The sequence below is a fragment of the Clostridium sp. UBA6640 genome (genome assembly GCF_002455975.1).
Lineage (GTDB): Bacteria > Bacillota > Clostridia > Clostridiales > Clostridiaceae > Clostridium_J.
This window is the reverse complement of the sequence record NZ_DKLM01000138.1, coordinates 44,875-60,306: the sequence shown is the minus strand read 5'-3', so window position 1 is coordinate 60,306 and position 15,432 is coordinate 44,875. Positions and strand designations below refer to the sequence as shown.

At 30.1% G+C, this 15,432-nt stretch carries 15 protein-coding genes; 6 read left to right on the top strand and 9 right to left on the bottom strand.

Annotation, left to right across the window (positions count from 1 at the left end):
• Nucleotides 1-94 precede the first annotated feature (94 nt).
• The 8 genes from murI to rsxC form a co-directional block, all read right to left on the bottom strand.
• A complete protein-coding gene (gene murI, locus B2W91_RS15355; protein ID WP_291582491.1) occupies nucleotides 95-877 on the bottom strand; it encodes a glutamate racemase in 783 nt (260 codons plus the stop codon).
• Nucleotides 878-1,058: 181 nt separating this feature from the next.
• A complete protein-coding gene (locus tag B2W91_RS15350; protein WP_291582490.1) occupies nucleotides 1,059-1,478 on the bottom strand; it encodes a SoxR reducing system RseC family protein in 420 nt (139 codons plus the stop codon).
• 83 nt (nucleotides 1,479-1,561) lie between these two features.
• A complete protein-coding gene (locus tag B2W91_RS15345) occupies nucleotides 1,562-2,389 on the bottom strand; it encodes an RnfABCDGE type electron transport complex subunit B (protein WP_291582488.1) in 828 nt (275 codons plus the stop codon).
• A gap of 12 nt (nucleotides 2,390-2,401) precedes the next feature.
• Nucleotides 2,402-2,977 carry an electron transport complex subunit RsxA gene (rsxA, locus tag B2W91_RS15340; RefSeq protein ID WP_291582486.1) on the bottom strand — a complete coding sequence of 192 codons (576 nt, stop codon included), beginning with the start codon at nucleotides 2,975-2,977 and terminating at the stop codon, nucleotides 2,402-2,404.
• 21 nt (nucleotides 2,978-2,998) lie between these two features.
• Complete coding sequence (rsxE, locus tag B2W91_RS15335; protein WP_291582484.1) at nucleotides 2,999-3,616, bottom strand: electron transport complex subunit RsxE; 618 nt, start codon at nucleotides 3,614-3,616, stop codon at nucleotides 2,999-3,001.
• Nucleotides 3,617-3,618: 2 nt separating this feature from the next.
• Nucleotides 3,619-4,188: an RnfABCDGE type electron transport complex subunit G gene (locus B2W91_RS15330; protein WP_291582482.1), complete on the bottom strand. Its 570-nt coding sequence runs from the start codon at nucleotides 4,186-4,188 to the stop codon at nucleotides 3,619-3,621.
• The gene (locus B2W91_RS15325) at nucleotides 4,189-5,130 is read right to left on the bottom strand and encodes an RnfABCDGE type electron transport complex subunit D (protein WP_291582509.1); all 942 of its coding nucleotides are present in this window, start codon (nucleotides 5,128-5,130) and stop codon (nucleotides 4,189-4,191) included.
• A gap of 87 nt (nucleotides 5,131-5,217) precedes the next feature.
• On the bottom strand, nucleotides 5,218-6,537 hold the full coding sequence (gene rsxC, locus B2W91_RS15320) for an electron transport complex subunit RsxC (RefSeq protein WP_291582480.1): 1,320 nt from the start codon (nucleotides 6,535-6,537) through the stop codon (nucleotides 5,218-5,220).
• 290 nt (nucleotides 6,538-6,827) lie between these two features.
• On the opposite strand from rsxC, the gene B2W91_RS15315 reads away from it, so the two are divergent.
• From B2W91_RS15315 to B2W91_RS15305, 3 genes are all read left to right on the top strand, one after another.
• Nucleotides 6,828-7,922 (top strand): PfkB family carbohydrate kinase, encoded by a 1,095-nt coding sequence (locus B2W91_RS15315; protein ID WP_291582479.1) that lies wholly within the window; start codon nucleotides 6,828-6,830, stop codon nucleotides 7,920-7,922.
• The gene (locus B2W91_RS15310) at nucleotides 7,916-8,833 is read left to right on the top strand and encodes a pseudouridine-5'-phosphate glycosidase (RefSeq protein ID WP_291582478.1); all 918 of its coding nucleotides are present in this window, start codon (nucleotides 7,916-7,918) and stop codon (nucleotides 8,831-8,833) included. The genes B2W91_RS15315 and B2W91_RS15310 overlap by 7 nt, the downstream gene beginning before the upstream one ends.
• A 200-nt stretch (nucleotides 8,834-9,033) precedes the next feature.
• The gene (locus B2W91_RS15305; RefSeq protein WP_291582476.1) at nucleotides 9,034-10,395 is read left to right on the top strand and encodes an MATE family efflux transporter; all 1,362 of its coding nucleotides are present in this window, start codon (nucleotides 9,034-9,036) and stop codon (nucleotides 10,393-10,395) included.
• Between the two features lie 62 nt (nucleotides 10,396-10,457).
• Here B2W91_RS15305 and B2W91_RS15300 read toward each other — a convergent pair whose 3' ends face one another.
• Nucleotides 10,458-10,688, bottom strand: a complete 231-nt coding sequence (locus tag B2W91_RS15300) for a DUF378 domain-containing protein (RefSeq protein ID WP_291582474.1) — start codon at nucleotides 10,686-10,688, stop codon at nucleotides 10,458-10,460.
• A 162-nt stretch (nucleotides 10,689-10,850) separates the two neighbouring features.
• Between B2W91_RS15300 and purB the strand changes: the two genes are divergently transcribed.
• The 3 genes from purB (at nucleotide 10,851) to B2W91_RS15285 (ending at nucleotide 15,432) form a co-directional block, all read left to right on the top strand.
• Nucleotides 10,851-12,281 (top strand): adenylosuccinate lyase, encoded by a 1,431-nt coding sequence (gene purB / locus B2W91_RS15295; RefSeq protein WP_291582472.1) that lies wholly within the window; start codon nucleotides 10,851-10,853, stop codon nucleotides 12,279-12,281.
• A 175-nt stretch (nucleotides 12,282-12,456) separates the two neighbouring features.
• Nucleotides 12,457-13,557, top strand: coding sequence for a [FeFe] hydrogenase H-cluster radical SAM maturase HydE (gene hydE / locus B2W91_RS15290; protein ID WP_291582470.1), 1,101 nt, complete (start codon nucleotides 12,457-12,459; stop codon nucleotides 13,555-13,557).
• Between the two features lie 267 nt (nucleotides 13,558-13,824).
• The gene (locus tag B2W91_RS15285) at nucleotides 13,825-15,432 is read left to right on the top strand and encodes a sigma-70 family RNA polymerase sigma factor (protein ID WP_291582468.1); all 1,608 of its coding nucleotides are present in this window, start codon (nucleotides 13,825-13,827) and stop codon (nucleotides 15,430-15,432) included.

Sequence of the window (15,432 nt, the reverse complement as noted above, 5' to 3'; positions counted from 1 at the left end):
AATTCTCAATTACATAAATATAAGCTAAAACAATTTGTTAGCACAATTTTATGAGTGTACAGATTAAATTTAGGAAGGGTATATATATTAGAGCTTAAAAATTAATATCATCTAATATTTTAAATAATTCATTGAATTTATCTAATTTTGTTTTATCTTCAATCTTAAATCCTGAATTAAAAAAAGTGATATTGCCATTACCTTCATTTGAAGAATTCATTTCGTTTAGTGTTCTTTCAAGATTTCTTACAGTGCCAATATTTCCATCAATTATGTTAATATTTGATGGAAATAATTTTTTAAACATATTTTTATAGAAGGAAAAATGAGTACATCCTAATACAATAGTTTCATAATTATTTAAATCATATTTATTTAATTGTTCTTTAAGATAAGGTAATATTACTTCTTCATTAAACTCAAATTTTTCAGAGAATTGAACTAATCCTGGAAGAGGTAATAAATCAACAATATGTTCATTATTCAATCTACTGATAAGATGCCTTAGTTTATTTTCCTTTAGAGTTAAAGCAGTACCTGTTACCAAAATTCGTTTGTTTGTATTTTTATTTATTTCAACAGCAGGCTTCACAGCAGGTTCCATTCCGATAATTGGAATATTATATTTAGCTCTCAAGTCTTCTATTGCTATGCTTGTAGCAGTATTACAAGCTATCACTATTACTTTAACTTCTTGACTTATAATAAATTCTATAGCATCAAAAATATATTTTTTTACTTCATTTTTAGGCTTTGGTCCATATGGAACGTTTGATGTATCAGCGTAATATAAATAATCTTCATGAGGCAACATTTTTAACGCTTCATGTAGCACAGTAATACCTCCAATACCAGAATCAAAAAATCCTATCTTCATCTTCATTCCTCCAATAAGTAAAGTTTATATATAAATTTCATATACGCAATTTTATTATAATACAAAATAGAGATTAGTAGGAAAAATAAAATTGATATTTTTCAAATATAGATTAAGGGAACTTTAAAAAAAGTTCCCTTAATCTATATTTAAACGCAATTCTTTAAACATGGCTCAAATATTAAATTTTCTTTATCATTTCGAAGGTAAAAGGATCCTTATTAGATCTTTTATTTAATCTACCTGATAAGCTATAAGATAATAACAAGAAAATAAATCCTATAGCACTACCATATAATTCATAATTTTTCATTCCTAAGGATTTAAATAAGACTATTCCACCTATAAGACCTAATAAGGTCATTACAGTTGGAAAAAAATATGCCCAAAAGGTCATTTTAGAAAATATTTTATCTTGTATAGAAACTAATACTTCATCACCAACGGAAGCATTTAAAGTATTTTCTATGCTTATAAGTAGCATATCAGAAGGGCAGCCAGATTTACATCCAGAACAATTGCCGCCGCAACCTGACTTTTTAACAAAAGCAACTTCAGCAATGTCACCGTTTAATTTTTTTACACGTCCTTTTTGTTCCATGATATCACCTCAAAAGAATTTATTTTAAATTCTAATAATAAAAGACTTACAATTGTAAGTCTTTTATTATTTATATTATATAACTAATTTGCTACTTCAGCAACTTTAGGTTTACGTAAATTCTCAATTGAATGTTTAGGACATTTGTTTGAACAAATACCACAATTTACGCATTTATCGTAATCAATTACTGGTAAATTATTTTCCATAACAATTGCTTCTTTTGGGCAATTCTTTGCACATAATGAGCATGATATACAACCTACAGAGCAAGCATCCATAACTTCTTTACCCTTAACTTTTGAGTTGCATTGTACACGAACCTTAGAACTCTTTGGAACAAGTCCTATGATTCCTTTAGGGCAGGTATTTACACAAGCACCACAGGCAACACATTTATCTTCTATAATTTGCGCAACACCATTTACTATTTCTAAAGCATCAAATTTACATACTTTAACGCAACTGCCTAATCCTAAGCAACCATCCATACAAGCTTTAGAACCACTACCAGGTACGTTCATAGCTTCATTACAGTCTTTTATACCAAAGTATAAGCTTTTTTCTTTAGCGACACCACAAGTACCTTTACATCTTACATAAGCCACTTTAGGATCGCTTTCTTCAAGAGATACACCTAAAATATTAGATATTTTTTCAGCGCAAGCTGAACCACCAGGTGAACATAAATTAGGAGCTACGCCTTCAGATACTACAGCTTCTGCATATGCATCACAACCAGCGAAACCACATCCACCACAGTTTGCTCCAGGTAAGCAATCTCTTACTAAAGGGATTCTTTCATCAACTTCAACTTTAAATTTATCGTTAGCATATCCAAGTAGTAAACCAAATAGAAGTCCAAGACCACCAAGGCTTAATACGGGATATAAAATTGCTTTTAATTCCATTAAAAGACCTCCTTATATAAGACCATTGAATCCAAAGAAAGCAATTGCCATAAGACCAGCAGTTACTAGTGCAATCGGTAATCCTTGAAATACTTCAGGCATATCAGTATTTTCTTCCATACGTTCTCTAAGACCAGCTAAAAGAACTATGGCAAGCATATATCCCAGTGAAGCTCCTAAGCCGTTAACTATAGCTTCAATTAAGTTATATCCATTTTCTATGTTTAAAACTGCGATACCAAGTACAGCACAGTTTGTTGTTATAAGTGGTAAGAATATACCAAGAGCTCTATACAAACTAGGATTAGTTTTCTTTATAACTATTTCAATAAATTGTACTAATGACGCAATAACAAGTACAAAGGCTAAAGTTGATAAATATTCTATATTAAGTGGTTTTAATATAAACATATTTACAATGTAAGTTATGATTGAAGACAATACTATTACGAATACAACAGCAAAGCCCATTCCTTTAGCAGTTTCTGTTTTCTTTGATACTCCTAAGAATGAACATATCCCTAGGAATTTAGCTAATAATACGTTATTAACAAGTAATGCACTTAAAAATATACCAAAAAGTCCCAAATTTATTCACCTCTCTATTGCTTATTTAACAGCTTTAGCTTTCTTTTCTTTAGATATTTTAACTTGATTCATTACAGCAAGTATAATTCCTAAAGTTATGAAAGCACCTGGTGCTAGTTGCATAATTCCCATTGGTTCGTATGAACTTGGAAGTATTTGAATTCCATATATTGTTCCAGCACCTAATAATTCTCTTATACATGCTAATACTGTTAATGCTACTGTAAAACCAAGACCCATACCTATAGCATCAAATATAGAACTTACTACTGAATTTTTAGAGGCATAAGCTTCAGCTCTACCTAAAATTATACAGTTAACAACTATAAGAGGTATGAATATACCTAAAGATTTATAAAGGTCTGGTAAGTAAGCTTGAAGCAAAAATTGTATCAAAGTTACGAAACTAGCTATTACAACTATAAAAGCTGGTATTCTGATTTTATCAGGAATAAGTTTTCTAAGTAGAGAAATAACTGCGTTTGAACCAATTAAAACAACAGTAGCTGCAATACCCATACCAATAGCATTTTGCACACTGCTTGTAACAGCTAGTGTAGGACACATAGCTAAAACTTGTACGAAAACAGGATTTTCTGTAATTACTCCAGTCTTTAATCTTTCTATAAGTTTTTTCATAATTACTGTGCTCCTTTCAATTGTTCATTAAATACTTTTGTTGCAATATTTACACCATCAGCAACTGCCTTTGATGTAATTGTTGCACCTGAAAGAGCAGAAATTTGATCATCACCTGAAGAAGCACCTTTAACAACATTCAATTCTGTTTCTGCTTTTTTATCTTTAAATTTATCCATAAATTCAGGTTCAGCAGCTTTTGCTCCAAGTCCTGGTGTTTCACCGTGTGATAATATTTTTATTCCTTTTATTGTTCCGTCTGAAGATATTCCTACCATCATGTTAATATCACCGCCATATCCTTTAGTAGAAACATTTAAGCAATATCCAACATTTTCTCCACTTTTAACACCGCTTTGCACAGCTAAAATTTCAGGTGTTTCAGCATTATCAAATTTAAATTCTTCAAAATCTTCTGCATCTGGAAGTATTTCTCTCATCGCAGCATTTTTTTCTTCTTTTTCTTTAGCCATAATTGGTTCCATTGTTACAGAATAAGCAATTCCTAAGATTATTCCAGCAATAGCTGCTATTGTAAGAAGTATTCCACCTAATTTTAAATTCTCTTTCACTTATTTTACCTCCCCAAAAGCACGTGGCTTGAAAAATTTATCAATCATAGGTACAAACAAGTTCATGATTAATATTGAATAAGATACACCTTCTGCATATCCTCCAAATATACGTATTACTGCAGTTAATATACCGCAACAAATACCAAAGACTATATGACCTTTTGTAGTCATTGGAGAAGTGGTGTAGTCAGTAGCCATAAAACAAGCACCTAAGATTAATCCGCCTGAAAACATTTCTATTAAAGCTTGTTGTGCGACAAATCCGTCTCTTCCAAATTTTCCGAGTACTAATGTTAGTATAAAAGTAGTTGCTATATAACTTACAGGTATGTGAAGTTTAATGACTCTTCTATAAAGTAAATAAGCAAATCCTATTAATAATGCTAGTGCTGAAGTTTCACCTATACATCCACCAACATTACCTATAAACACATCCCAAAGTTGAGGCATTGCACCGCCGCCATTTTTAAAGATTGCTAGAGGAGTAACTGTAGCTACACCATCTAAAGTCCATGTTGTCATATGAACTGGATATGCAGATAATAAAAATGCTCTTGCTGCTAAAGCAGGGTTAACTATATTTTGGCCAATACCTCCAAAAAAGCATTTAACTACTATAATTGCAAATGCACTTCCAATAACTGCTACCCATATAGGGGTTGTTGGAGGCATATTGAACGCTAATAATATTCCGGTAACGATTGCACTTAAATCATATATTTTAATTGGTCTTTTAGTAATCTTTTGAAATAAATATTCAAATGCTACACATGAAATAACACAAGTAGCAGTAACTATTAAAGCACCAGTTCCAAGAAAATATATTCCAGCTATTAGAGCAGGTAACAATGCAATAATAACATCTCTCATTATAGTATTAACGGTTTCTTTTGACTTTACATGAGGAGATGATGATACTGTATATAGTTTATCTGACATACTATTTACCTCGATTTCTTTAGAATTTATCTGAGGAGATGATGCCGTTGTATTTAATTTATCTGACATATTTTTCACCTCGATTATTTATTTTTTATTTCTTCTATTATTTATTATTACTCTTTTTCCTTCACGACAAGTTTGAGTTAAGTGACGTTTAGCAGGGCAGACATAAGTACATGCACCACACTCAATACAAGATAATCCATTATCCTCTTCAAAAGTTTCAAAATCTCTTCTAACTACAGAACTGTTAAGTCTATATGGTCTTAAGAACATTGGGCAAGCACCTACACATTTTCCACATCTAATACAGCTAGATTCTTCTGTAAGTTCTGCTTGTTTTGCAGTTAAAGCTAATACTCCGGAAGTTCCTTTTATAACAGGTGTATTTATTGAAATAAGGGTTGTACCCATCATTGGACCACCAGAAATTATTTTAACTGGATCCTCATTAAAACCATTACATGCTTCAACTAGTTCGCTTATTGGAGTTCCTAATTTAACTCTTAAGTTCTTAGGAGTTTTTACTGCTTCACCAGTAACTGTAACTACTCTTTCAGTTAAAGGTTTACCTGTAGATAGAACGTTTCCAATTTCATATGCAGTTGCAACGTTTTGAACTATACATCCTACGTCAGCAGGTAGCTTTCCTGTAGGTACTTCACGTTTAGTAATAGCATAAATTAATTGTTTTTCAGCTCCTTGAGGATATTTAGTTTTTAAAGCTTTAACTTCTATATTTTTTAGTTCTGCAACAGCAGATGACACTATTGAAATAGCATCTTTTTTATTATCCTCTATACCTATGTAGCATTTTGCATTTGGAAACATGTAAGATAGTATCTTAACTCCTTCAATAATTTCCTTGTAGTTTTCTACCATTAATCTGTAGTCACAAGTTAAGTAAGGCTCGCATTCTGCAGCATTAATTATAATGCTATCAATTTTTTTATCGCTGCCTGGAGATAATTTTACATGAGTAGGGAAGCACGCTCCACCTAATCCAACTATACCAGCTTCATTAATTATAGAGATTATTTCTTCATTACTTAGCTTTGTATAATCATGACCTGTAGCTTCAATTTCCTCATACAATCCATCATTTTCAATAATAACAGACATAATTTTTCTACCGTTTGTATGAAGCATTGGAACAACATTTTTTACAGTTCCAGAAACGCTTGAATGTATTGGAGAAGAAACAAATCCTGCAGCCTGTCCAATTTTTTGACCTACAAGAACTCTATCTCCTTTATTTACTATTGGTTCACATTCACCACCAATATGCTGAGACATAGGAAAGACTAAATCTCCCTTTGGAAGTAATCTTTCAATTGCACTATTTTCAGTTAAGTGCTTTCCATGTGGGGGATGAATTCCACCTTTGAAAGTTAAAAGTCCCATAATGATCCTCCTTTTGTTATAAATAATACAAATTTTCATAATTTATTATACCGCTTAAATATGTAAGGTGCAATAATTATAAGCAATATTGAAAAAAATGTAGAAAAAATAAGAGGTTTTTTAATACTTTTTTAAAGTAATTAAAAAATATTGATAAAAAATAAACAAAATTATACAAAGCTAAAAAAATAATTTTAAATAATTGTTGATTTTTTTAACAAAGCTATGATAAAATAAAGTAAAATCATAAACAAATGTTTATGAAATAAGCATAGGATTAGGAGGTTAAAATGACAAAACGGGAAGAAGAAATACTAAACTTAATAAAATCTAACCCCTTAATATCTCAAAATGAACTCAGTGAAGTTTTAGGAATTACTAGATCCTCAGTAGCAGTTCATATTGCAAATCTTATTAAAAAAGGATATATATCCGGTAAAGGATATATAATTAATGATGAAAATTTTGTCACTGTAATTGGTGGTGCTAATGTAGATATTTTGGGATTTTCGTCTAATGAATTAAGATATAGAGATTCTAATATTGGAAATATAAAAGTTTCATTAGGTGGAGTAGGAAGAAATATAGCAGAAAACCTAGTTAGACTTGGAGTTAATACTAGATTAATAACCACAATTGGTGATGATATCTATGGTATGAAAATATTAAATGAATGTAGGGATATAGGTATTGATTTAGAACATAGTTTAAAATTAGAAGGATATGATTCATCAGTATACATGTCAATTTTGGATTCAAGTGGAGATATGCATGTAGCTATATCACAAATGGATATTCTAGACAATATGTCTATTGATTTTATAAAACAAAAGAAAAATGTAATTGAAAGTTCGAAGATATGTATTATAGATACCAATCTTCCTAAAGAAGTTATTGAATATATAGTAAATAATTTTAAAGATACAAAATTTTTCTTAGATACGGTTTCTACTGAAAAAAGTAAAAAAGTTAGAGATATTATTGGAAGATTTCATACTATTAAGCCAAATAAATATGAAGCAGAAATATTATCTGGCATAAAGATTAATAGTAATGAAGATTTACCAAAGGTATGTGATTACTTTTTAAACAAAGGAGTAGAAAGAGTATTTATATCTCTAGGGGCAGAAGGGGTTTACTATAAAGATAAGTTTACATCCAAATATGTACCTAATTCTAAAATAAAGGTAGTTAACTCAAATGGAGCAGGAGATGCTTTTATTGCTGGGTTAGTTTATAGTCACCTAAATAATTTTGATGTTGATAATACTATAAAATTTGCTATGGGATGTTCACATTTGGCACTATCCCATGAAAATACAATTAATCCTAATATAAATTTAGACAGTGTTAATGAAAAATTAAAGGAGATGGAATTATGTTAAAAAACTATTTAGAAATAAGTGAAGAAGTATCAAAAGCATTAAGTGAGGGAAAACCAGTAGTAGCGTTAGAATCTACAATAATATCTCATGGTATGCCATATCCAAGAAATGTAGAAACTGCATTAAATGTAGAAAAAATAATAAGAGAAAATGGTGCTGTACCTGCAACTACAGCTATATTAAATGGAAAGATAAAAGTTGGATTATCTGCTGAAGAGGTAGAATACTTAGGAAAAGCTAAAAATGTTATTAAAATGAGTAGAAGAGATATGCCATTTATAGTAGCAAATAAATTAGATGGAGCAACAACAGTAGCAGCTACTATGATAATTGCACAATTAGCAGGAATTAAAGTTTTTGCTACAGGTGGAATAGGTGGAGTTCATAGAGGAGCGCAAGAAACTTTTGATATATCTGCAGATTTAGATGAATTAGGAAAAACTAATGTAGCAGTAGTATGTGCTGGAGCAAAATCTATATTAGACATAGGTTTAACATTAGAATACCTAGAAACAAAAGGAGTTCCTGTTTTCGGATTTAAAACAGAAGAATTACCAGCTTTCTTTACTACTAAATCTGGATTCAAAGTAGATTACAGAATTGATAGTGAATTAGACTTAGCTAAAGCTTTAAAAGCTAAATGGGATCTAGGCTTACAAGGAGGAGTAGTTGTAGCTAACCCAATACCTAGTGAATACGCTATGGACTTTGATAAAATAAATAATGCTATAAATGATGCTGTAAAAGAGGCAGAAGAAAAAGGGATAAAAGGTAAGGAAAGTACACCTTTCTTATTAGGTAAAGTTAAGGAAATTACTGAAGGACAAAGCTTAGAAGCAAATATTCAACTTGTATACAACAATGCAAAATTAGGTGCAAAATTAGCTACTGAGCTTAGTAATTTAAAATAGAAGATAATTTATAAAGAATCAGGTTTATAAAGAATCAGGTTTATAAAGAATCAGGTTTATAAATGTAATAATTTATAAACCTGATTCTTTTATATACCTATATTAATGTAGAGAATTTTCTACTAGAGAAAGAAAAAGAATTATGCTATTATGAATGTTGGGAAAAGTTACATATATTTTATTTGGGGAGGAAGTGACATATGGAGAATAGCTTAGATAACAAAAGAAGGTTTTATAAGACAATGTTATCTTTAGCACTTCCAATTATGATTCAAAATTTAATATCATCATCACTAAATATGGTTGACACTATGATGATTGGAAAATTAGGAGAAGCACAAATTGCAGCTGTAGGCCTTGCAAATCAATTTTATTTTTTATTCTCCTTATTTATTTTTGGATTAAATAGTGGGTGTGCTATATTTATAGCTCAGTTTTGGGGGAAGAGGGATGTTAAAAGTATAAGAAAAGTATTGGGATTATGTATAATCTTAGGGAGCATAGGATCGATATTTTTTACAGTAGTAGCATTGATATTTCCTACGAAGGTTATGAGCTTTTTTACTAAAGATAGACAAGTTATTTCATTAGGAGTAGAATATTTAGAAATTGTAGGATGGAGTTATGTAATAACCGCCATTAGTTTTGCTTTTTCTTTTGCATCAAGAAGTATTGGGAGAGCTAAATTGCCTATGATCACAAGTGCAGTTGCATTAATATGTAATACTGTTTTTAATGCAATACTTATATTTGGAAAATTAGGGTTTCCTGTTTTAGGAGTTAAAGGTGCAGCTATAGCTACGGTTATAGCAAGAGTAATTGAGATGGTATTAATTTTATCTGTTACATATATACGAAAAACTGCCTTAGCTGGCAAGTTAAATGAATTTTGTGATTTAAGTAAGGAATTTATATTTAACATAATTAAGACCATATATCCTGTAGTAATAAATGAAATATTTTGGTCTTTAGGCATAACTATGTATTCTGTAGCTTATGCAAAAATTAGTACTAACGCATTGGCTACGTTCCAAATTGCAGGTACAGTTCAGAATATATTTACTGTAGCAGCTTTTGGACTTGCTAATGCTTGCGCTGTAATGATAGGAAATGAAATTGGTGCCAATAGGGAAGAAAATGCTATGACTTTTGCTAAAAGATTTATTAAAGTAAGCTTTTCACTGGGAATACTTATAGGTGCATTATTATTTATTTTCTCATCATCAATAGTTTCACTGTATAATGTATCGCCAGAAGTCATTCGTAGTGCTAAGATAATACTTAGAGTATTTTCCTTTGTTATGCCTTTTAAAATGATAAGTTCGCTGTTCATTGTAGGAATACTGAGAAGTGGAGGAGACACAAAATACTCATTAATACTTGAGATGAGTGGAATTTGGCTTGTGGCAGTCCCTATTGCATTTTTAGGTGCATTAGTATTTAAATTGCCTATAGAGCTTATAGTTTCCTTGGTGTACTTAGAAGAATTAGTTAAAATATCATTTTGCTTTCCAAGGCTTTTTTCTAAAAAGTGGATACGGAATTTAGTAAAAGATATTTAAGAATTTTGAAATAGTATAAAATAAGAAAGCCTATGCATATAATATGCATAGGCTTTCTTTAATCATTTATTTGATTTGTAACAAGTCATAGAGAATTTTAATATGTTTACTGCAGCTAGTCCAATTAAGATATATAAAAATCTACTTAAAAATGCAGTAATAGATTCTGATGGGATTAATGAAAAGAACTTAGATATTAGATTAAAATTAAATAATCCAACTAGTCCCCAATTAAAAGCACCAATTACTATTAATACAAAGGATAGTTTGTCTAATAAATTGACTCTATACATAATATTCCCCCTAAAACAGATATTTATATGTTTATATAAATATATGCTTTAAATATTCTTTTAGAACAGATTAAACACGAACAAACGTATTACTTTTTTGAATTAAGTATGTTATAATATGAATGATACAACAATAATAATAAATTAAGTACGGAGGAAACCATGAGAAATTTATATAGTTCACCATTAAATAAAAGATATTCTTCAAAAGAAATGTCATACATATTTTCAGATGAAATGAAGTTTAAGACTTGGAGGAAGCTTTGGATTGCATTAGCAGAAGGAGAGAAGGAACTAGGCCTTAATATTACGAAAGAGCAGATAGATGAGCTAAAAGAAAATATAGATAATATAGATTTTGCAGCAGCAGAGGCAAAAGAAAAGGAAATACGCCACGATGTTATGAGCCATGTTTATGCTTATGGGTTAGTAGCACCAAAGGCAAAGGGAATTATACACTTGGGAGCTACTAGCTGTTATGTAGGAGATAATACTGATCTTATAGTTATGCGAGAAGCGCTGCATATAATTAGAAAAAAACTTATTAATGTAATTAATCAATTAAGTATTTTTGCTATGAAGTATAAGAATATGTCTACATTAGGTTTTACACATCTGCAACCAGCTCAATTAACTACAGTAGGAAAGAGAGCTACATTATGGATACAGGAACTATTGATGGATTTAGAAAATTTAGATTTTGTTATTGATAATATGAAATTTAGGGGTGTAAAAGGAACTACAGGAACTCAAGCTAGTTTTATGGCTTTATTTAATAACGATGAAGATAAAGTTAAAAAGTTAGATAAGATAGTTTGTGAAAAAATGGATTTTAAGGCCTCTTACCCAGTAACAGGTCAAACTTATTCAAGAAAATTAGACTCTATAGTTTTAAATACTTTATCAGAAATTGCTCAAAGTGCATATAAGTTTAGTAACGATTTAAGAATACTTCAAAATATGAAAGAGATGGAAGAACCCTTTGAAAAAAATCAAATAGGTTCATCTGCTATGGCTTATAAGAGAAATCCAATGAGAAGTGAAAGGATAAGTGCGCTTTCAAGATATATTATAGTAAATTCATTAAATCCAGCCATAACTGCTGGAACTCAATGGTTTGAAAGAACATTAGATGACTCTGCTAATAAGAGAATATCTGTAGCTGAAGGCTTCTTAGCTTTAGATGGAGTTTTAAACTTATACTTGAATATAACAGAAAATATGGTTGTATATCCTAAAGTAATAGCAGCTCACGTTAATAACGAATTGCCATTTATGGCAACGGAAAATATATTAATGGAGGCTGTAAAGCGCGGTGGTGATAGACAAGAATTACATGAAAGAATAAGAATTCATTCCATGGATGCAGCAAGAAAAGTTAAAGAAGAAGGGGAGAGCAACGACTTAATTCAAAGGATTATAGAAGATGAGAGCTTTAACCTTACAAAAGATGAAGTTCTTTCAATTATAAATCCAAGCAAATTTACCGGCAGAGCTAGTGGTCAAGTTGATGATTTCATTCAAGAAATTGTTAATCCAATATTAGAATCCAATAGAGAATTGTTAGGGGAAACTAGTGAAATAAACGTATAGAGCTTATAATACTAGGAACTTATAGAAATAAAAGAGTATACAGAAAATAATTTTTTATATAACATTGTAAAAGTGGATTCCCAAGAATCCACTTTTTTGTATATAATCTTATTACATAGAAGTTAAGATGATACGATATAAACTAGTAATTTAAGAGGAGTGAGAATAAAAATATATGAAGGATTTAATTGATAAATTATATAAGACACATAGCTTAGAAAAAGAAGAGTTCATCTTTTTGATAGAAAATTTTAACGCTGAAATTAGTGAATATCTTTTTGCAAAATCTAGATCTTTGTGTGAGAAACACTTTGGGAAGGATATTTATCTTAGAGGACTAATCGAATTTACAAATTACTGTAAAAATGATTGCTATTATTGTGGAATAAGAAGAAGTAATAAAAATTCTAATAGATATAGGCTTAATGTGGAGGAAATATTGTCATGTTGCGAAACAGGATATAAGTTAGGTTTTCGTACATTTGTTTTACAAGGTGGAGAAGATGCTTCTTTTACAGACGATATAATAGTGGATATTGTTAGTAATATTAGAAAGAACTATCCTGATTGCGCTATAACACTTTCAATGGGGGAAAAAGATTATGAAAGTTACTTAAAGTATTTTAAAGCAGGAGCGAATCGATATTTACTTAGACATGAAACAGCTAATAAAGAACATTATGAACTACTCCATCCCACTGAACTTTCTTTAGGGAACAGGAAAAATTGCTTATATAATTTAAAAGAAATTGGATATCAAGTAGGTACTGGATTTATGGTTGGCTCACCTTACCAAACAGCAGAACATATAGCTAATGACTTGCTATTTATTAAAGAGTTATCTCCTCACATGGTAGGAATAGGTCCTTTTGTTTCGCATAAAGATACAAAATTTGCAAGTTTTCCATCAGGAAGTGTAGATTTAACTTTATTTTTAATAGGGCTTTTAAGACTTATGCTTCCAAAAGCTCTTATTCCAGCAACTACTGCACTTGGTACACTTGATAGTAAAGGTAGAGAAAAAGGAATATTATCCGGAGCTAATGTATTAATGCCAAATCTATCACCTGTTAATGTTAGAAAAAAATATGATTTATACGACAATAAAATATGTACTGGGGAAGAAGCAGCAGAATGTAATGTTTGTCTAAGAAATCGTGTAGCTTCAATAGGTTATAAGATTGTGGAGTCACGAGGTGATTATAATAATATTTCTGCTAGTATAGATGAAAGAGAAAAAACATATCCAAAAACTATTATAGATCTTGGGCTATAAATTTTTCAATTAGTTTTTAAAGGTTTACAGAGTTGTAAGAATATGAAAAAAATAAGAAAGGCATCTAGGAATTACTTTGAAGTAACTTTTAGGTGTTTTTATATTTTTCAGAATTAAAAAATCAATATGTAAGATTATATAAAAGTTAGTACAATTAAGTATTAATAATGAATGGAATTTTTATTTTTAAAAATTTTATTTATTTACCAACCTTTTTTAAAAACTAGACAGTATATAAGTATAAAAGAGAATGAGAGGGGTTTAATCTTGAAAAAGAAGGAAGCAGATAGAATAATAGGAGAATATATAAAACCTCTATATGGTTTTTCTATGAATAAGACTAAAAATATAACTGAAGCTGAAGAGCTTACTAGTAGAATTATACTCCAGGTATATGATGTGCTTGTAAAAAAGGATAGTTTTATTAATCTAAATAGTTATGTTTTTAAAATTGCTCATAATGTATGGACGAAATATCTTGATGATAAAACAAAGATAACTAGCAATCTGTCTATTGATAATATAAATATTTCATCTAATGAAAGAATAGATAGTGACATTATAGAAAATGAAATAACAGGTAAGCTAAGAGTAGAAATATCATTTTTATCAAATCAGCAGAGGGAAATAGTTATCCTTTATTACTATAAAGGATTAAAAGTCAAAGAAATTGCTGAAAGATTAGATCTATCAGAAGGAACTATAAAGTGGCATCTTTATGAAAGTAAAAAGGAGATGAAAAAGGGTATGGAGATAATGAGAACAGTTGGAAATTTGGGCATTAACCCCGTTAAGTTTATAAATATGGGGCATGATGGAGAACCAGGAAAGAGGGGAGATACAAGTGATTTTTTTAGAAAGTCTATAACGCAAAATATAGCTTATGCCGCTTACCACGAGCCATTAACAATAAATAAAATTGCGGAGGAGCTTGGAATATCACCTGTTTTTGTAGAAGATGAAATTAATGAGTTAGAAGAGTATGGTTTTGTAGATAAGTCGCTTGGAAGGAGATACCAAACAAATATGATGATTTTAGAGTATTCAGATGCAAAATGGGATGAGATGTACAGGTTAAGCAAAAAATATGCTGATATAATAGTAGAAGAATATTTGCTTCAGTTTTTCCACATGGAGAAACAATTTAAAGAACTAAATATTTATTATCCTAACAATGATTTCAATCTGTTTTTATGGAGTGTAATCCCTTATGTTACGAAAAAGCTTTCATTTAAAGAGTTAATGCAGATATCCTATGATGAGGTAACCATTCTACGTAAAGATGGGGGAAACTATATAGCTTTTGCTCAGATTCAAAAGGAGCTAAAAAAATGTGATGAATTTAACTATGGCTACTGTGGAGATATGTATAGAGAAAATGAGGAACTAAAAATTTTATCATGGCAACTAAATACCACATGGAGTAATAGAGATATGGGCTGGAGAGATAATCTTACTTCAGATTATGTAGGACTTTATCATTTTATTAATGAAGATTTGATGGAGAATGCTGTAAATATAGATACATATAGAAGGTTAATAGATAAAGGATATTTAATAAAAACTAAAGATGGCTATAAGATTAATATAGTTTACTTTAATAGCGTTGAAAGCACAGATAGATTTGAAAAAATGTTACCAGATCCTTCTGAAACTCTAAAAAGGGTTGCTAAAGAGTTTAGTAGAAAAATTTACGAAATAGAGAAAGTTGGCCAACCTATCCATATGCATAAAACTTTGAAGTATTATTGCCAAAATAAATTAACTAGCTTAAAAACATATGTGTTAAAAAATTTAATTAATAGAGGATTATTAAAGGAACCAAGTGAAGAGGAGTCAAAGGGCATATCAACGATTCTTTTTATTGAGAGGTGA

Coding starts and splice junctions, on each gene's coding strand:
- B2W91_RS15305 (WP_291582476.1), top strand. CDS start 9,034: ATGGAGAATAGCTTAGATAACAAAAGAAGGTTTTATAAGACAATGTTA.
- purB (WP_291582472.1), top strand. CDS start 10,851: ATGAGAAATTTATATAGTTCACCATTAAATAAAAGATATTCTTCAAAA.
- B2W91_RS15325 (WP_291582509.1), bottom strand. CDS start 5,130: ATGTCAGATAAACTATATACAGTATCATCATCTCCTCATGTAAAGTCA.
- murI (WP_291582491.1), bottom strand. CDS start 877: ATGAAGATAGGATTTTTTGATTCTGGTATTGGAGGTATTACTGTGCTA.
- B2W91_RS15310 (WP_291582478.1), top strand. CDS start 7,916: ATGTTAAAAAACTATTTAGAAATAAGTGAAGAAGTATCAAAAGCATTA.
- rsxC (WP_291582480.1), bottom strand. CDS start 6,537: ATGGGACTTTTAACTTTCAAAGGTGGAATTCATCCCCCACATGGAAAG.
- B2W91_RS15300 (WP_291582474.1), bottom strand. CDS start 10,688: ATGTATAGAGTCAATTTATTAGACAAACTATCCTTTGTATTAATAGTA.
- rsxE (WP_291582484.1), bottom strand. CDS start 3,616: ATGAAAAAACTTATAGAAAGATTAAAGACTGGAGTAATTACAGAAAAT.
- B2W91_RS15315 (WP_291582479.1), top strand. CDS start 6,828: ATGACAAAACGGGAAGAAGAAATACTAAACTTAATAAAATCTAACCCC.
- hydE (WP_291582470.1), top strand. CDS start 12,457: ATGAAGGATTTAATTGATAAATTATATAAGACACATAGCTTAGAAAAA.
- B2W91_RS15345 (WP_291582488.1), bottom strand. CDS start 2,389: ATGGAATTAAAAGCAATTTTATATCCCGTATTAAGCCTTGGTGGTCTT.
- B2W91_RS15350 (WP_291582490.1), bottom strand. CDS start 1,478: ATGGAACAAAAAGGACGTGTAAAAAAATTAAACGGTGACATTGCTGAA.